Below are 15,515 nucleotides of genomic sequence, written 5' to 3'. Positions count from 1 at the left end.
GGTGCGGCCTGCTCTATAGTCTGCCGCATCGCCCGAACCGGATGACAATGATGGCAGAGTACTCGGCCTTTTCGCTGCTCGCGAACGCGCTCAAGGGAAACAAGGATTGGAAGCCGGCCTGGCGCAAGCCCGACCCGAAGGCTTCCTATGACGTCATCATCATCGGTGGCGGCGGCCACGGGCTGGCGACCGCCTACTATCTCGCCAAGGAACACGGCATCACCAATGTCGCGGTGCTGGAAAAGGGCTGGCTCGGCTCCGGCAATGTCGGGCGCAACACCACGGCCGTGCGCTCAAACTATTTGCTGCCCGCCAACACCCGCTTCTATGAACATTCGATGAAGCTGTGGGAGGGCCTGTCGCACGAACTCAATTACAACGTCATGTTCTCGCAACGCGGCTGCCTGAACCTGGCGCACACGCCGGCCCAGTTCGACGACTATGCAAGGCGCGGCAACGCCATGCGCCATCTTGGCGTCGACGCCGAGCTGATGGCGCCGGCGCAGATCAAGCGCCTGATCCCGGCGCTCGATATTTCCAGCGACGCACGCTTTCCGGTGGTCGGCGGCCTGATGCAGCGGCGCGCCGGCACCGCCCGCCACGATGCGGTCGCCTGGGGCTATGCGCGCGGCGCCGACCGTCGCGGCGTCGACATCATCGAGAATTGCGAGGTCACCGGCTTCCTGCGCGACGGCGACCGCGTCACCGGCGTCACCACATCGCGCGGCGACATCAGGGCCAAGAAAGTGGCGGTCGCGGTGGCCGGCAGTACCGGACGCGTCATGCGGCTGGCCGGCATCGAGACGATGCCGATCGAGAGCCACGTGCTGCAGGCCTTCGTGACCGAATCCCTGAAGCCCTTCATCGACACGGTCGTGACCTTCGGCATGGGCCATTTCTATATGTCGCAGTCCGACAAGGGCGGCCTTGTCTATGGCGGCGACATCGACGGCTACAACAGCTACGCCCAGCGCGGCAACCTGCCCATTGTCGACGAGGTGATGAGCGAGATGCTGGCGCTGTTTCCGGGCCTTGCGCGTGTACGCATGCTGCGCTCCTGGGGCGGCGTCTGCGACATGTCGATGGACGGCTCGCCGATCATCACCACCGGCCCCTTGCCCGGCATGTATCTCAATTGCGGCTGGTGCTATGGCGGCTTCAAGGCGACGCCGGCCTCTGGCTGGACCTTTGCCTGGACCATCGCCAAGGATGAGCCGCACGACTTCAACGCGCCGTTCACCCTCGACCGCTTCCACCGCGGCCTCGTCATCGACGACAAGGGCCAGGGCGCGAATCCCAGGCTGCATTAGGAATATTCGATGCTCATTACTTGCCCCTATTGCGGCCCGCGCGACGTCATCGAGTTTACCTATCAGGGTGACGGCAACCGCGAACGTCCCGATCCCGCTTCGCAGAATTTCGAGGCGTGGAACGCCTATGTCTATGACCGGCTGAACCCGGCCGGCGACCACAATGAGATCTGGCAGCATTCCGGCGGTTGCCGCGCGCATCTGCGCGTCGTGCGCAACACGCTGACGCATGAAATTTCGAGCGTCGCCTTCGTACGCGGCGATCATACCTTGGCCGCGCGCCGCAAGGCGGAGGACAAGGCATGAGCCCGCGCCGCACCGATACTGGCGGCCGCATCGACCGGCTGAAGACCATCCGCTTCACCTTCGACGGCGTCGCCTATACCGGCCATGCCGGCGACACGCTGGCCTCCGCACTGCTGGCCAAGGGCGTCACGCTTTTCGGCCGCTCGTTCAAATACCACCGCCCGCGCGGCCTGCTGACCGCGGGCGTGGAGGAACCCAATGCGCTGGTGACAGTGCTGAAGGGCGAGGTGCGCGAGCCCAACATTGCGGCGACCATGGTCGAGATCCATGACGGGCTGGTCGCCATCAGCCAGAACCGCTTTCCGTCGCTGGCCTGGGACATCAACGCCGTCAACCAGCTCGGCGGCAAGATCCTGTCGGCCGGCTTCTACTACAAGACCTTCATGGGGCCGGTTATCGGTCCGCTGAAGGGCACGCGTTTCTGGATGTTCTGCGAGCATTTTATCCGCCGCGCGGCCGGCCTCGGCAGCGCCGGATCGGCGAAGGACACGGCCCGCTACGAACGCATGAACGCCTTTTGCGACGTGCTGGTGGTCGGCTCCGGCCCCGCCGGTCTGATGGCCGCCAAGGCGGCCGCCGATCAGGGCGCCCGCGTCATGCTGGCCGATCTCGAACCGCGTTTCGGCGGCTCGACCAACTGGTCCGGTGAAACCATCGATGGCGCACCGGCCGCCGATTGGACCCGCCGCACCGTCACCCAGCTTGAAGGCCGCGACAATGTCCGGCTTTTGCCGCGCACCACGGTGTGGGGCTATTACGACAACAACACGCTTGCCGCGCTCGAACGGGTCAGCGACCACAAGGAACAGCCCGCCAAGGGCGAGCCGCGCCATCGCTACTGGGCAATCCGCGCCAAATCCGTGGTTCTGGCCACCGGCGCATTTGAGCGGCCGCTGGTTTTCCCCGGCAATGACAGGCCGGGCGTGATGCTGGCGCATGCCGCCGAGCGCTACGCCAACGAGTTCGGCGTGCTGCCGGGCGAGCGGATCGCGCTGTTCACCAACAATGACAGCGCCTATCGCGCGGCCGTCGCCTTGAAGAAGGCGGGTGCGGCGATCGTCGCCATCGCCGACGTCCGCTCCGAGCTTTCAGCCGAGATGCGCAAGCTGGCGACGGAAGCCGAGGCCGAGATCTTTGCCGGCCACGCTGTCGTCGCCACCGAGGGCGGCAAGGCGCTGTCCGGCATCAAGGTGCAGCGTTTCGACATGGTCACCGGGGCGCTCACCGGCGATGAACGAAGCATCCATGCCGACTGCCTGCTGATATCGGGCGGCTGGTCGCCGACCATCCATCTGGCCAGCCAGGCCGGCGCCAAAGCGGAATGGAATGCCGCACGGCAGGCTTTCCTGCCGCCGAAGCCGACGCAGCACTGGCCAACACAACAATGGATTGGTGCCGGCGCCTTCACCGGCAGTTTTTCTACCGCCGAGGCGATCGCCGAAGGCCGCGCCGCCGGCCTGGCAGCGGCTGGTGGAACGAGCACCCCGGCGGCATTGCCGACGGTCGAAGCTCTACCCGGTGACCCCGATACGGCGCCGGTCTTCGAGATCAGGGCCAAGGGCAAGAGCTTTGTCGATTTCCAGCATGACGTGACGGCTGAGGATGTCCGCCTGGCGCATCGCGAGGGCTTTGTCTCGGTCGAGCATTTGAAGCGCTACACCACGCTCGGCATGGCGACCGACCAGGGCAAGAGCTCCAACGTTCCCGGCCTTGCCATCATGGCCGAGACGCTGGGCAAGCCGATCCCGGAAGTCGGCACGACGCGCTTCCGGCCGCCCTTCGCGCCGGTGTCGATCGGCTCGCTGGCGGCCGAGCGTTTTGGCGACCTCAGGCCGGAACGGCTGACGCCGATGCATGACTGGCATCTCGCCAATGGCGCGACCATGTATTCCGCCGGCCTCTGGTACCGGCCGATGATCTACGGGCTGTCAGGCGAAACGATCGAGCAGGCCTATGTGCGCGAAGCCAAGGCGACGCGCGAAAGCGCCGGGATCGTCGATGTCTCGACGCTCGGCAAGATCGCCGTGCAGGGCCCCGACGCAGCAGCCTTCCTCGACCGCGTCTACACCAACATGTTTTCGACGCTCGCCGTCGGCAAGGCGCGTTACGGGCTGATGCTGCGCGAGGACGGCTTCGCCTTCGACGACGGCACCACCTGGCGGCTCGGCGAACAGGATTTCCTGATGACCACCACTACCGCCAATGCCGGCAAGGTGATGCAGCATCTGGAATATTTCCTCGACGTCATCTGGCCGGAGTTGAAAGTTCACGTCACTTCGGTGACCGACGAATGGGCGGGCGCCGCAATCGGCGGGCCGAAGGCCAGGCAGATTCTGGCCGCCTGCGTTACCGGCACCGCGATCGACAACGCGACACTGCCCTTCATGGGCATCGTCCATGGCCAGATAGCAGGCGTGCGGGTGATGATCTGCCGGCTGTCCTTCTCCGGCGAAATGGCCTTCGAGGTCTATTCCGGCGCCGGCCATGGCACCCATGTCTGGGAAGCACTGATCGAAGCCGGCAAGCCGTTCGGACTGGTCACCTATGGGCTCGAGGCGCTGGGCACGATGCGCATCGAAAAAGGCCATGTCACGGGCGCCGAGATCGACGGCCGCACCACGGCACGCGACCTGCATCTCGACTGGATGCTGTCGAAGAAGAAGCCGTTCATCGGCTCGGCGATGATGGACCGCGAAGGCCTGATCGCGTCCGACCGGCTGGAACTGGTCGGCCTGATCGCGCTCGACAATCGGCCGCTCAATGGCGGCGCGCACATTGTCGAGGCGTTGGACGAAGCCAATCCGCACGGCTCGATCGGTCACGTCACCGCCTGCTGCTATTCGCCGGCGCTCGGCAAGCACATCGCACTGGCACTGGTCGAGGGCGGCAAGGCCAGGCACGGCACCCGTGCCCATGTCTCCGATCCCTTGCGCAATAGGTTCGGACCGGTCGAGATCGTCTCCAACCATTTCTACGATCCGGAAGGGACCCGCATGCATGGTTGAGCGCCAATCCCCGCTTGAGCCGGAGTTTCATGTCGGCTCGCATGGCAATTTCGAGCATGGCGTCGAGATCCTGCTGACCGAAACGAGGCCGGGCTCGATCGTGCAGCTCGCCGCCTGGCCGGGCGAAGAGAAGAAGCTGATCGCGGCCATCCGCACCGTCACCGGGCTGGCCCTTCCCGACGGCGCCGGCGGCGGCTTGAGCGACGGCGTGAAGTCGGTGTTCGGCTTTGCGCCGGGAAAATTCACCGTGGCCGACGAAGCCGAAGGGTTGGCGGCTTCCTTTGCCAAGGCGGTGACGCCGGCCATTGGTACCGTGACGGACCTGTCGCATGGCCGCACCGCCATCCGCATCGCCGGACCGAAAGCGGAGTGGGTGCTGGCGAAATTCTTCGCCATCGACTTTGCGCTCACGGCCTTCCCGGTCGGCGCCGGCCGCTCGACCACCCATCATGACGTCTTCGCCCAGATCCAGCGCACCGGCGCCGACCAGTTCGACATCTACGTCTTCCGCTCCTTCGCGCGCTCATTCTGGAAGGCGCTTTGCCATGCCAGCGAGGAAGTCGGCTACGAAGTACAATAAGCGTTGCGGCCAGATTGCGGCCCCCGCTGCTTCTGGCCTCAATGCCGACCGGTTCTGCCGCTAGAGAATCGCGCCGCCAGCGGTCAAGGTGGAAACACGTGGCCGCGAGATCGGCCCAAGGGATAAAAATCCCGTCTCAGACTCGGCACATTCGTTTGGTTCGAACATCCCCATGACCGCAGAACTATCCGCCGGCGCCACGGATCGCGCCGATGTGTCGGCCAGAGCCCTGCTCCTGCTGCCGTTGACGGTCGCTTGCGGTGTGTTCATGACCAGCCTCGACCAGAATGTCGTGGTGACGGCGCTGCCCGGCATCGGCGAAAGCCTCGCCCGCCCGCCGAGCCAGCTTGGCCTGCTGATCACCGTCTATGTCGCCAGCCTGATCATCTCGATGCCGCTCGGCGGCTGGGCTGCCGACCGCTTCGGCCTGCGCAACGTCTACTGCTTTGCCTTGCTGGTGTTCGCCGGCTCGTCAGCTCTGTGCGGACTGTCTGATAACATCTGGACGCTGGTCGGTGCCCGCGCGCTGCAGGGATTTGGCGGGGCGCTGATGGGCACGCTCGGCCAGGTCGTCATCCTGTCGAGCTTCCCGCGCAACCGGACGCTGAAGATCAACATGTATATTTCGGTGGCCAGCCAGACCGGGCCGCTGGTCGGGCCGCTCGTCGGCGGTGCGCTGACCACCTACATTTCCTGGCGCTGGATCTTCTTCATCAATGTCCCATTCGCGCTGGCGGCGGCAATCCTTGCCGCCTCACTGTTCCCGACAGTGACCAAACCCGTGCGCACGCGCTTCGATTTTCCGGGCTTCCTGCTGGTCGGTAGCGGCATGATCCTTCTTGTCTTCGGCATGGACTCGCTTGCTGCCAAAGATGCCACCGCCGGCATGATTGCCGGCGAACTGGCGCTGGCGGTCATCATCCTGTCGATTGCCTCGCTTTACTGCCTGCGCGTGCCCAATCCCTTGCTCGACCTCAAGCTCCTGCGGATCCGCACCTTCCGTATCTCGTTCCTCACCGGCGGCGGGCTGGACACGATCGGGCTGAGCTCCGTCGCCTTCCTGCTGCCGCTGATGTTCCAGCTCGGCTTCGGCATGAGCGCGGTGCAGGCGGGATCGCTCACCTTCGTTGCCGCGCTCGGCTCGGTGATCATGCGTTTCTTCATGCCGCGCGTCCTCAACCAGTTCGGCTTCCGCCGGGTGCTAGTCTTCAACACGCCTGTTGTTGCCGCGCTGGTCGCCGGCTTCGCTTTGATGCAGGCGACGACGCCGGTCTGGATCGTCCTTGGCTATATCTTTGTTTTCGGCGTTTTCCGTTCCATCCAATGGGCCTCGACCGGAAACCTCGCCTATTCCGACATCGCCCCCGAACAGCTCGCCCGCTTTAGCGCCCTCTATTACATCCTTTGGCAGCTCGCGGTCGCGGTCAGCGTCGGCCTGGCAGCGGCCATGCTGTCGTTCCTGGCCGGCGGCGGTCCTGCCGTAACCAACGATTTCCGGATCCTGTTCGCGATCGAGGGCGTCATCACGCTCTGCGCGCTGCTTGCCTATCTAAAGCTGACGCCGCAGGACGGCGCCCACGTCAGCGGGCACGGCATGCAGATGAATACGGAATAGTGCAGGTCGCCTATTCGCTGAACGTTACCCACTCTTCGAGCGGCACGCGGTCGGTGCGGAAGGCGTTTTCGGGCTTGGACGTGTCCTCATAGCCCAGCGCCATGCCGCAGACGACGATCTCCTCGTCGGGAATGTTGAGCACCGGCCGGATCTGCCGGTGATAGGGCGCGAAGGCGGCCTGCGGACAGGTGTGCAGGCCCCTGCCCCGCGCCGCGACCATGATGTTCTGCAGGAACATGCCGTAATCGATCCACGAGCCCTGGTTGAGGCGGCGATCGATGGTGAAGATCATGCCGACCGGCGCGTCGAAGAAGACGAAGTTGCGGTCGTGCTGGGCACGCATCTTGTCGACCTCGCGTCGACCAATGCCGAGCGCACCATAGAGGCCGAAACCGTTGGCGCGCCGCCGCGTCAAATAAGGTTCGAAGAACTGCGTAGGATAATAGCGATACTCGTCCCAGTCGGCCTTTTCAGCGCGGATACCGGAATTCAGGATAGCATCCGATATCTGTTGCTTGGTCTCGCCCTTGGTGACGTAGACCCGCCATGGCTGCATGTTGGTGCCGGACGGAGCGCGTGCCGCAACCGCCAGAATGTCGCGGATGGTGTCGTCGTCGATCATGTCGGGCAAAAACGCGCGCACCGAACGGCGCGACAGGATCGCCTCGTCGACGATCTCGGCCTCATCCACGATTCGAGCCTTCTTTTCCAACATGGGCCGTCCCTTAGCCTTTGTCTCGATCGGACGTCCCCACTCGCCGCTCGCGGCCGAGCCTTTGCATGAACCGTCAAAATCCTGCAAGCAAATCTTGAGCATCGGTGAAAATCTACTTGATTTTTTCATGAGCTTAACCTCTCATGAAATTCGGATGGAATTTTTCATGAAATGAGCGTTTTGCCTTCCACTACACCGCGAACATTGCAGGGACCTGACGAACGCGTGCTGGCCAGCGATATACGCGCGCTGCGCCGGGCGCGCGGGCTGACGCTCGCTGAAATCGCGCTGAAACTTGGCCGTTCGGTCGGCTGGGTCAGCCAGGTCGAACGCGGCCTGTCGACGCCGTCGCTCAGCGATCTCAGGGCCTTCGCCGAGCTGTTCGGCGTGCCGATCAGCCTGTTCTTCAGCCATGACGTGCCGGTCGAGAGCGAGCGCGGCGTGGTTGTTCGCGCTGGCAGGCGCCGCACGCTTGGCACCAGCGAATCCGGCCTGGTGGAAGAACTCCTGTCGCCCGATCTCGGTGGTAGCTTCGAGATGGTGCGCTCGATCTTCGCACCGGGCGCGGAGATGAAGACCCAGCAGCTGCGGCCGACCGAGGAAGCCGGCTATCTCGCCTCGGGTGTTTTCGAGATCGAGATAGCGGGTGTCTGGCACCGGCTTGGCGAAGGCGATTCCTTCCGCTTCGAAGGCAAGCCCTATCGCTGGCGCAATCCAGGCACAGAGCCGGCGGTTGTCATCTGGGTGGTTTCGCCACCCGTCTATTGACATGCATGTCGCCCAAAAGTGTGCAGCGGTTTTGGGATAACGACATGCATCACAACAAAAAGGAAGCGCAACGCGCTTCATTTCTGGGAGAAGAAGATGGCGGGTTTGCCGAGCACGGCGCGCGTGGTGATCATCGGAGGTGGCGTCGTCGGCACCTCGTCGCTCTATCATCTCGCCAAGGCGGGCTGGACCGACTGCGTGCTCTTGGAAAAGAACGAGCTGACATCAGGCTCGACCTGGCATGCCGCCGGCAATGTGCCGACCTTCTCCTCGTCCTGGTCGCTGATGAACATGCAGCGCTATTCGACCGAGCTCTATCGGGGGCTCGCCGACGCGGTCGACTATCCCATGAACTACCACGTCACCGGCTCGCTGCGGCTCGCCCACACGAAGGAGCGCATGCAGGAATTCCAGCGCGCCAAGGGCATGGGCCGCTATCAGGGCATGGATATCGACGTGGTCGGCGTCGACGAGATCAAGCGCCGCTATCCCTTCATCGAGACGCACGACCTGAAAGGCGCGCTCTATGACCCGAGCGACGGCGACATCGACCCGGCACAGCTGACGCAGGCCCTGGCAAAGGGCGCGCGCGACATGGGCGCCAAGATCATCCGCTTCTCCCCCGTCACTGGCGTGCGCCGCGAAAAGGACGAATGGGTGGTGGCCACGCCGCAGGGCGAGATCCGCTGCGAGATCGTCGTCAATGCCGCCGGCTATCGCGCCGCCGAAGTCGGCAAGATGTTCGGCCGCGAAGTGCCGATGATGGTGATGAGCCACCAATACATCCTGTTCGAGGAAATCCCCGAACTCGCGGCCTGGTCGAAGGAACAGGGCAAGAAACTGCCGCTGCTGCGCGATGTCGATACGTCCTACTATCTGCGCCAAGAAAAGACCGGCATGAACCTCGGCCCTTATGAGCGCAATTGCCGCGCGCATTGGGCCACCCCCGGCGATCCGATGCCGGAGGATTTTTCCTTCCAGCTCTTCCCCGACGATCTCGACCGGCTGGAACATTATCTGGCCGACGCCGTCGCCCGCGTGCCGATCCTGGGCACGGCCGGCCTGTCCAAGGTCATCAACGGCCCGATCCCCTATGCGCCGGACGGCAATCCGCTGATCGGCCCGATGCCCGGCGTCCCCAACGCCTTCGAAGCCTGCGTCTTCACCTTCGGCATCGCCCAGGGCGGCGGCGCCGGCAAGGTGCTGGCCGAATGGGTCACGCAAGGCCAGACCGAATGGGACATGTGGTCCTGCGATCCGCGCCGCTTTACGTCCTTTGCCTCGGCGCCGGATTATTGCGTCGCCAAGGGCATGGAAATCTACGGCAATGAATACGCCATCCAGTTCCCGCGCCATGCCTGGCCGGAGGGCCGCGACCGCAAACTGTCGCCGATCCACGATCGCATCAAGGCGTTCGGCGCCCGCTTCGACGCCTACAATGGCTGGGAGCGCGCCACCTGGTACGCGAAGGACGGCGACGACATTTCCGAGGAAGCCACGCTGACCTTCCGCCGCGACGGGCCCTGGCAGCATCGCGTGCGCGAAGAATGCCTGGCGGTGCGCGACGCCGCCGGCATCCTCGACCTGCCCGGCTTCTCGCGGTTCAACCTGGAAGGTCCCGGTGCCGCCGAATGGCTGAGCCTGCAGGTCACCGGGCTGGTGCCGAAGCCCGGCCGCATCGGCCTCGTATATTTCGCCGACGACAAGGGCCGTATCGTCACCGAAATGTCGGTCGTGCGCCACGACGAAAATGTAATGACGCTGATCACTGCCGCTGTCGCGCAATGGCACGATTTCGAGTGGCTTCAATCACGCATGCCCAAGGGCGCCCCGTTCAAGCTGATCGACCGGACCGAAGAATTCTCCACCCAGATCCTCGCAGGTCCCAACTCGCGAAAAATCCTCGCCGGTGCCTGCGATGCCGACCTCACTCTGCCGTGGCTCACGCATCAGGAAACGAAGATCGCCGGCCGCTGGGCGAAGCTCGTGCGTGTCTCCTTCGCCGGGGAACTGGGCTGGGAAATCCACACCAGGGCCGACGACACGGCCGCCATCTTCGATGCCGTCTGCGCGGCAGGACAACACCACGGCCTGAAACCGTTCGGCATGTATGCGCTGGATTCGCTCAGGCTGGAGAAGGGCTACCGCACTTGGAAGGGGGATCTCTCGACCGACTATTCGATCCTGCAGGGCGGGCTCGAACGCTTCGTCAAATGGGAAAAGCCCGACTTCCGTGGCAAGGCCGCGCTGCAGAACGAAAAGCAGCAAGGCGTGAAGAAGCGCTTCGTCACGCTGGTCGTGGAAAACCCCGGCGATTGCGACGCGCCCTACATGTCGACGCTGTGGCATGGCGGCCAGATCGTTGGTGAAACGACATCGGGCGGCTGGGGCCATCGCATCGACAAGTCCATCGCGCTCGGCATGCTGCGCGTGGATTTGACCGAGCCCGGCACCTCCGTCGAGGTCGAAATCTTCGGCAATCGCTTCCAGGCGGTCGTGCAGAAAGACGAGCCGCTCTGGGATCCCAGGAACGAAAGGCTGCGCGCATGAAGAATGTCGTCCTCACTGATGGCGGCATGGGCCAGGAACTGGTCCGCCGCAGCAAATCCGAGCCGACGCCGTTGTGGTCGGCCAGGGTCTTGATCGACGAACCCGATCTGGTGCGCGACCTCCACGCTGAATTCATCCGCGCCGGCGCCCGCGTCATCACCATCAACACCTATTCGGCGACACCCGAACGCCTGGCGCGCGAGGGCGCCGAGGACCTGTTCAAGCCGCTGCAGAAGCGCGGCATCGAATTGGCCAGGCAAGCTCGCGACGAAGCCGGCGACGCAGCGATCGCCGGCTGCCTGTCGCCGCTTTTCGGCAGCTACGCCCCGGCGCTGACCATCTCCTACCAGGAGACGCTCGACATCTACCGCCGCATCGTCGCCGAGCAGACGGACGGCGTCGATCTCTTCCTATGCGAGACCATGGCCTCGGCCGATGAGGCGCGCGCGGCCGTCACCGCGGCATCGGAAAGCGGCAAGCCGGTCTGGGTGTCCTGGACGCTCGCCGATCACGGCGCGCCGCGGCTGCGCAGCGGCGAAACAATAGCCGCCGCGGCCAGCGCGCTCGATGGCCTGCCGATAGCGGCGCGGCTGCTCAACTGCTGCCGGCCGGAAGCGATCGCCGCCGCCTTGCCCGAACTGATCGATCTCGGCGGCCCTGTCGGCGCCTATGCCAATGGCTTCACCTCCACAGAGGCGCTCAAGCACGGCGGTACCGTCGATGTGCTGCATGCCCGCCACGACCTCGGCCCGGACGCTTATGCCGAGCAGGCGATCGGCTGGGTGGAGGCAGGTGCCGACATCGTCGGCGGCTGCTGCGAAGTCGGACCGCCGCACATTGCCGCGCTGCGCGATCGACTGCAGCAGGACGGTTACGAAATTTCGGGGGTTTTGCATGCCTAGACCATCGTCGCGCATCTCCGGCATCGTGCCTTCGGGCAAGGATGGCTGGGAAGTCCATTCCGCCGCCTGGGCCCGCAAGGCGGCCGGGGAGGACATCATCATGCTGTCGGTCGGCGACCATGATTTCGACACGCCTTCGCAGACGATCGAGGCCTGCGTGACCGCGGTTCGCGGCAGCAATCACCATTATACGCCGCTTCCCGGCCTGCCGCGCCTGCGCCAGGCGATGGCGGCAGCCTCCAGCGCCTGCACCGGCGTCGAGACGACGCCGGATCAGGTGATCGCCACGCCAGGCGGCCAGGCGGCCCTCTACGCCGCCGTGCAGGCCGTGCTCGACCAGGGCGACCACGCCATCGTCGTTGCTCCCTACTACGCCACCTACCCCAACACGTTCAGCGCCGCCGGTGCCGATTTCACCGTCGTCGAGACGCCAGCCGAGGACGGGTTTCAACCTCGCGCGGAAATGATCCGCGCGGCACTCAAGCCCAACACACGCGCCATCCTGATCAACACGCCGAACAACCCGACCGGTGCGGTCTATTCGCGTGAGCGGCTGGAACAGCTGGCCGAAATCTGCCGCGAGCACGACCTCTGGCTGCTGTCGGACGAGGTCTACTGGACGCTGGGCGGCGGCGAGCACGTCTCGCCGCGCTCGCTGCCCGGCATGGCCGAGCGCACGCTGGTCATCAATTCCATGTCCAAGAGCCATGGCATGACCGGCTGGCGCATGGGCTGGCTGACCGGGCCTGAAGCGATGATCACGCTGCTCGTCAATCTCAACCTGGTGACCACCTACGGCCTGCCGGCCTTCATCTCGGTCGCCTGTGCCGAGGCGCTGGAGAACCATTATGGCGTGAAGGACATCGCAGAGCGCTACGCGGCGCGCCGCACCGTCTTCCTCGATGCCGTGCGCGGCATGAACGATGTCGCCGTGCGCGGCTCCGAAGGCGGCATGTATGTGATGCTCGATATATCCGAGGTCGAACCCGACGACGAGAAATTCGCCTTTGCCTTCCTCGACAAGGAGAATGTCGGCGTGATGCCCGGCTCCAGCTTCGGCGAAGCCGCCGCCGGCCACATCCGCATCAGCCTCTGCCAGCCGGAGCCGATTCTCAGAGAAGCCGCACTCCGGCTGCGCCGTTTTGCTTCCAGCTATCGCCGCGAGGCCGCATGACCAAGACCATTCCGACCAAAGCCCGGGCCGTGATCATCGGCGGCGGTGTCTCCGGCTGTTCGGTCGCCTATCATCTGGCCAAGCTCGGCTGGACCGACATCGTGCTCCTGGAACGCAAGCAATTGACATCCGGCACGACATGGCACGCCGCCGGCCTGATCGGCCAGTTGCGCGGCTCGCAGAACATGACGCGGCTGGCGAAATATTCGGCCGACCTCTACGTCAAGCTGGAAGCCGAGACCGAGGTCGGCACCGGCATGCGCCAGGTCGGTTCGATCACCGTCGCGCTGACCGAGGAGCGCAAGCACGAGATCTACCGGCAGGCGTCGCTCGCGCGCGCCTTCGATGTCGATGTGCGCGAGATTTCACCCAATGAAGTCAAAGCGATGTATCCGCACCTGAACGTCTCCGACGTCGTCGGCGCCGTGCATCTGCCGCTCGACGGCCAATGCGATCCGGCCAACATCGCCATGGCGCTGGCCAAGGGTGCCCGCCAGCGCGGCGCCACCATCGTCGAGAATGTGAAGGTCACCAAGGTTCACACCAAAGCCGGGCGCGTCACCGGCGTGTCCTGGGCACAGGGCGAGGACCAAGGCACCATCGAAGCCGACATCGTCGTCAACTGCGCCGGCATGTGGGCGCGTGAATTGGGCGCCCAGAACGGCGTCACCATCCCGCTGCACGCCTGCGAGCATTTTTACCTCGTCACCGAGCCGATCCCCGGCCTCAGCCGCCTGCCAGTGCTGCGCGTCCCCGACGAATGCGCCTACTACAAGGAAGACGCCGGCAAGATGATGCTCGGCGCCTTCGAGCCGGTGGCCAAGCCCTGGGGCATGGACGGCATCCGTGAGGATTTCTGCTTCGACCAATTGCCGGAGGACATGGACCATTTCGAACCGATTCTCGAAATGGGCGTCAACCGCATGCCGATGCTGGCCACCGCCGGCATCCACACCTTCTTCAACGGCCCCGAGAGTTTTACGCCCGACGACCGCTACTATCTCGGCGAGGCGCCGGAATTGTCCGGCTATTGGATGGCGACCGGCTACAATTCGATCGGCATCGTCTCTTCCGGCGGCGCCGGCATGGCGCTGGCGCAATGGATCAACGATGGCGAAGCGCCGTTCGACCTGTGGGAAGTCGACATCCGCCGCGCCCAGCCGTTTCAGAAGAACCGCCGCTATCTCAAGGAGCGCGTCTCCGAAACGCTCGGCCTGCTCTATGCCGACCATTTCCCTTATCGCCAGATGGCGACCTCGCGAAATGTTCGTCGCTCTCCGCTGCATGAACATCTGAAGGCGCGCGGCGCCGTGTTTGGCGAGGTCGCCGGCTGGGAGCGCGCCAACTGGTTCGCCCGCGAGGGACAGGAGCGCGAATACCGCTATTCCTGGAAGCGGCAGAACTGGTTCGACAATCAGCACGAAGAACATTTGGCGGTCCGCAACAGGGTCGGCCTGTTCGACATGACCTCGTTCGGCAAGATCCGCGTCGAGGGCCGCGACGCCTGTGCCTTCCTGCAAAGACTCTGCGCCAACGACATGGACGTGGCGCCGGGCAAGATCGTCTACACGCAAATGCTGAACCAGCGCGGCGGCATCGAGAGCGACCTCACCGTGTCCAGGCTCTCGGATACGGCCTACTTCCTCGTCGTGCCGGGTGCCACGCTGCAGCGCGACCTCGCCTGGCTGCGCCGGCATGTCGGCGACGAGTTCGTCGTCGTCACCGACGTGACAGCTGCCGAAAGCGTGCTCTGCCTGATGGGACCGGATGCACGAAAGCTCATCCAGAAAGTCAGCCCCAACGATTTTTCCAACGAGAACAACCCGTTCGGCACCTTCCAGGAGATCGAGATCGGCATGGGGCTGGCCCGCGCCCACCGCGTTACCTATGTCGGCGAACTCGGCTGGGAGCTCTATGTCTCCACCGACCAGGCGGCTCATGTCTTCGAAGCGATCGACGCGGCCGGCGCTGATGTCGGCCTCAAACTCTGCGGCCTGCACACGCTCGATTCCTGCCGCATCGAAAAGGCTTTTCGGCATTTCGGCCACGACATCACCGACGAGGACAATGTGCTGGAAGCCGGCCTTGGTTTTGCTGTCAAAACCGCCAAGGGCGACTTCATCGGTCGCGATGCCGTCCTGAAGAAGAAGGAAGCCGGCCTGTCACGCCGGCTTGTCCAGTTCCGCCTGAAAGACCCACAGCCCCTGCTCTTCCATAACGAGGCGATCCTGCGTGACGGCAGGATCGTCGGCCCGATCACCTCAGGCAATTACGGCCACCATCTCGGCGGCGCCATCGGGCTGGGCTATGTGCCCTGCCAGGGCCAGAGCGAGGCGGAGGTGCTCGCCTCCTCCTACGAGATCGAAATCGCCGGCGAGCGGTTTGCGGCGGAAGCGTCGTTGAAGCCGATGTATGATCCGAAGGCGGAACGGACGAAGATGTGATCTCTTCCCTTCTCCCCTTGTGGGAGAAGGTGGATCGGCGCGTAGCGCCGAGACGGATGAGGGGTGCGTGACGAAGCGCGGTGTGAAAAGATCGAAGGGTCTGAAGCACTTATTTCTGCAAAGCAGAGATCCTTCACGCACCCCTC

The 15,515-nt window shown here is 64.4% G+C and carries 11 protein-coding genes; 10 read left to right on the top strand and 1 reads right to left on the bottom strand.

Going from position 1 to position 15,515, the window contains the following annotated elements; genetic code table 11:
* Positions 1–50: 50 nt before the first annotated feature.
* The 5 genes from AC04SF_RS10840 (at position 51) to AC04SF_RS10820 (ending at position 6,816) form a co-directional block, all read left to right on the top strand.
* Complete coding sequence (locus AC04SF_RS10840) at positions 51–1,310, top strand: sarcosine oxidase subunit beta (protein ID WP_488477780.1); 1,260 nt, start codon at positions 51–53, stop codon at positions 1,308–1,310.
* A 9-nt stretch (positions 1,311–1,319) separates the two neighbouring features.
* Complete coding sequence (locus tag AC04SF_RS10835; RefSeq protein WP_488477779.1) at positions 1,320–1,616, top strand: sarcosine oxidase subunit delta; 297 nt, start codon at positions 1,320–1,322, stop codon at positions 1,614–1,616.
* Positions 1,613–4,621, top strand: a complete 3,009-nt coding sequence (locus tag AC04SF_RS10830; RefSeq protein WP_488477778.1) for a sarcosine oxidase subunit alpha — start codon at positions 1,613–1,615, stop codon at positions 4,619–4,621. Before AC04SF_RS10835 ends, AC04SF_RS10830 begins: the two co-directional genes overlap by 4 nt.
* Entirely contained in the window at positions 4,614–5,201 is a 588-nt protein-coding gene (locus AC04SF_RS10825) for a sarcosine oxidase subunit gamma (RefSeq protein ID WP_096447056.1), read from the top strand. Before AC04SF_RS10830 ends, AC04SF_RS10825 begins: the two co-directional genes overlap by 8 nt.
* 172 nt (positions 5,202–5,373) lie before the next feature.
* The gene (locus tag AC04SF_RS10820) at positions 5,374–6,816 is read left to right on the top strand and encodes an MFS transporter (protein ID WP_488477777.1); all 1,443 of its coding nucleotides are present in this window, start codon (positions 5,374–5,376) and stop codon (positions 6,814–6,816) included.
* Positions 6,817–6,826: 10 nt separating this feature from the next.
* Here AC04SF_RS10820 and AC04SF_RS10815 read toward each other — a convergent pair whose 3' ends face one another.
* Positions 6,827–7,531: a nitroreductase gene (locus AC04SF_RS10815; RefSeq protein WP_488477776.1), complete on the bottom strand. Its 705-nt coding sequence runs from the start codon at positions 7,529–7,531 to the stop codon at positions 6,827–6,829.
* 171 nt (positions 7,532–7,702) lie between these two features.
* Between AC04SF_RS10815 and AC04SF_RS10810 the strand changes: the two genes are divergently transcribed.
* The 5 genes from AC04SF_RS10810 (at position 7,703) to AC04SF_RS10790 (ending at position 15,369) form a co-directional block, all read left to right on the top strand.
* Complete coding sequence (locus AC04SF_RS10810; protein WP_488477775.1) at positions 7,703–8,299, top strand: helix-turn-helix domain-containing protein; 597 nt, start codon at positions 7,703–7,705, stop codon at positions 8,297–8,299.
* A gap of 96 nt (positions 8,300–8,395) precedes the next feature.
* Entirely contained in the window at positions 8,396–10,849 is a 2,454-nt protein-coding gene (locus AC04SF_RS10805; protein ID WP_488477774.1) for a GcvT family protein, read from the top strand.
* Positions 10,846–11,751, top strand: a complete 906-nt coding sequence (locus AC04SF_RS10800; protein ID WP_488477773.1) for a homocysteine S-methyltransferase family protein — start codon at positions 10,846–10,848, stop codon at positions 11,749–11,751. Before AC04SF_RS10805 ends, AC04SF_RS10800 begins: the two co-directional genes overlap by 4 nt.
* Positions 11,744–12,925: a pyridoxal phosphate-dependent aminotransferase gene (locus tag AC04SF_RS10795; RefSeq protein ID WP_488477772.1), complete on the top strand. Its 1,182-nt coding sequence runs from the start codon at positions 11,744–11,746 to the stop codon at positions 12,923–12,925. The genes AC04SF_RS10800 and AC04SF_RS10795 overlap by 8 nt, the downstream gene beginning before the upstream one ends.
* Positions 12,922–15,369 (top strand): GcvT family protein, encoded by a 2,448-nt coding sequence (locus AC04SF_RS10790; RefSeq protein ID WP_488477771.1) that lies wholly within the window; start codon positions 12,922–12,924, stop codon positions 15,367–15,369. Before AC04SF_RS10795 ends, AC04SF_RS10790 begins: the two co-directional genes overlap by 4 nt.
* Positions 15,370–15,515 lie beyond the last annotated feature (146 nt).

It is taken from the genome of Mesorhizobium sp. CNPSo 4671 (assembly GCF_057784245.1).
The sequence above is the reverse complement of the archived record's forward strand: the minus strand, read 5'-3'. Positions and strand labels throughout refer to the sequence as shown.

What these genes read in the sequence shown, in the direction of transcription:
- AC04SF_RS10800 (WP_488477773.1), top strand. Translation starts at nt 10,846, where the DNA reads ATGAAGAATGTCGTCCTCACTGATGGCGGCATGGGCCAGGAACTGGTC.
- AC04SF_RS10790 (WP_488477771.1), top strand. Translation starts at nt 12,922, where the DNA reads ATGACCAAGACCATTCCGACCAAAGCCCGGGCCGTGATCATCGGCGGC.
- AC04SF_RS10810 (WP_488477775.1), top strand. Translation starts at nt 7,703, where the DNA reads ATGAGCGTTTTGCCTTCCACTACACCGCGAACATTGCAGGGACCTGAC.
- AC04SF_RS10795 (WP_488477772.1), top strand. Translation starts at nt 11,744, where the DNA reads ATGCCTAGACCATCGTCGCGCATCTCCGGCATCGTGCCTTCGGGCAAG.
- AC04SF_RS10815 (WP_488477776.1), bottom strand. Translation starts at nt 7,531, where the DNA reads ATGTTGGAAAAGAAGGCTCGAATCGTGGATGAGGCCGAGATCGTCGAC.
- AC04SF_RS10820 (WP_488477777.1), top strand. Translation starts at nt 5,374, where the DNA reads ATGACCGCAGAACTATCCGCCGGCGCCACGGATCGCGCCGATGTGTCG.
- AC04SF_RS10805 (WP_488477774.1), top strand. Translation starts at nt 8,396, where the DNA reads ATGGCGGGTTTGCCGAGCACGGCGCGCGTGGTGATCATCGGAGGTGGC.
- AC04SF_RS10840 (WP_488477780.1), top strand. Translation starts at nt 51, where the DNA reads ATGGCAGAGTACTCGGCCTTTTCGCTGCTCGCGAACGCGCTCAAGGGA.
- AC04SF_RS10835 (WP_488477779.1), top strand. Translation starts at nt 1,320, where the DNA reads ATGCTCATTACTTGCCCCTATTGCGGCCCGCGCGACGTCATCGAGTTT.
- AC04SF_RS10830 (WP_488477778.1), top strand. Translation starts at nt 1,613, where the DNA reads ATGAGCCCGCGCCGCACCGATACTGGCGGCCGCATCGACCGGCTGAAG.
- AC04SF_RS10825 (WP_096447056.1), top strand. Translation starts at nt 4,614, where the DNA reads ATGGTTGAGCGCCAATCCCCGCTTGAGCCGGAGTTTCATGTCGGCTCG.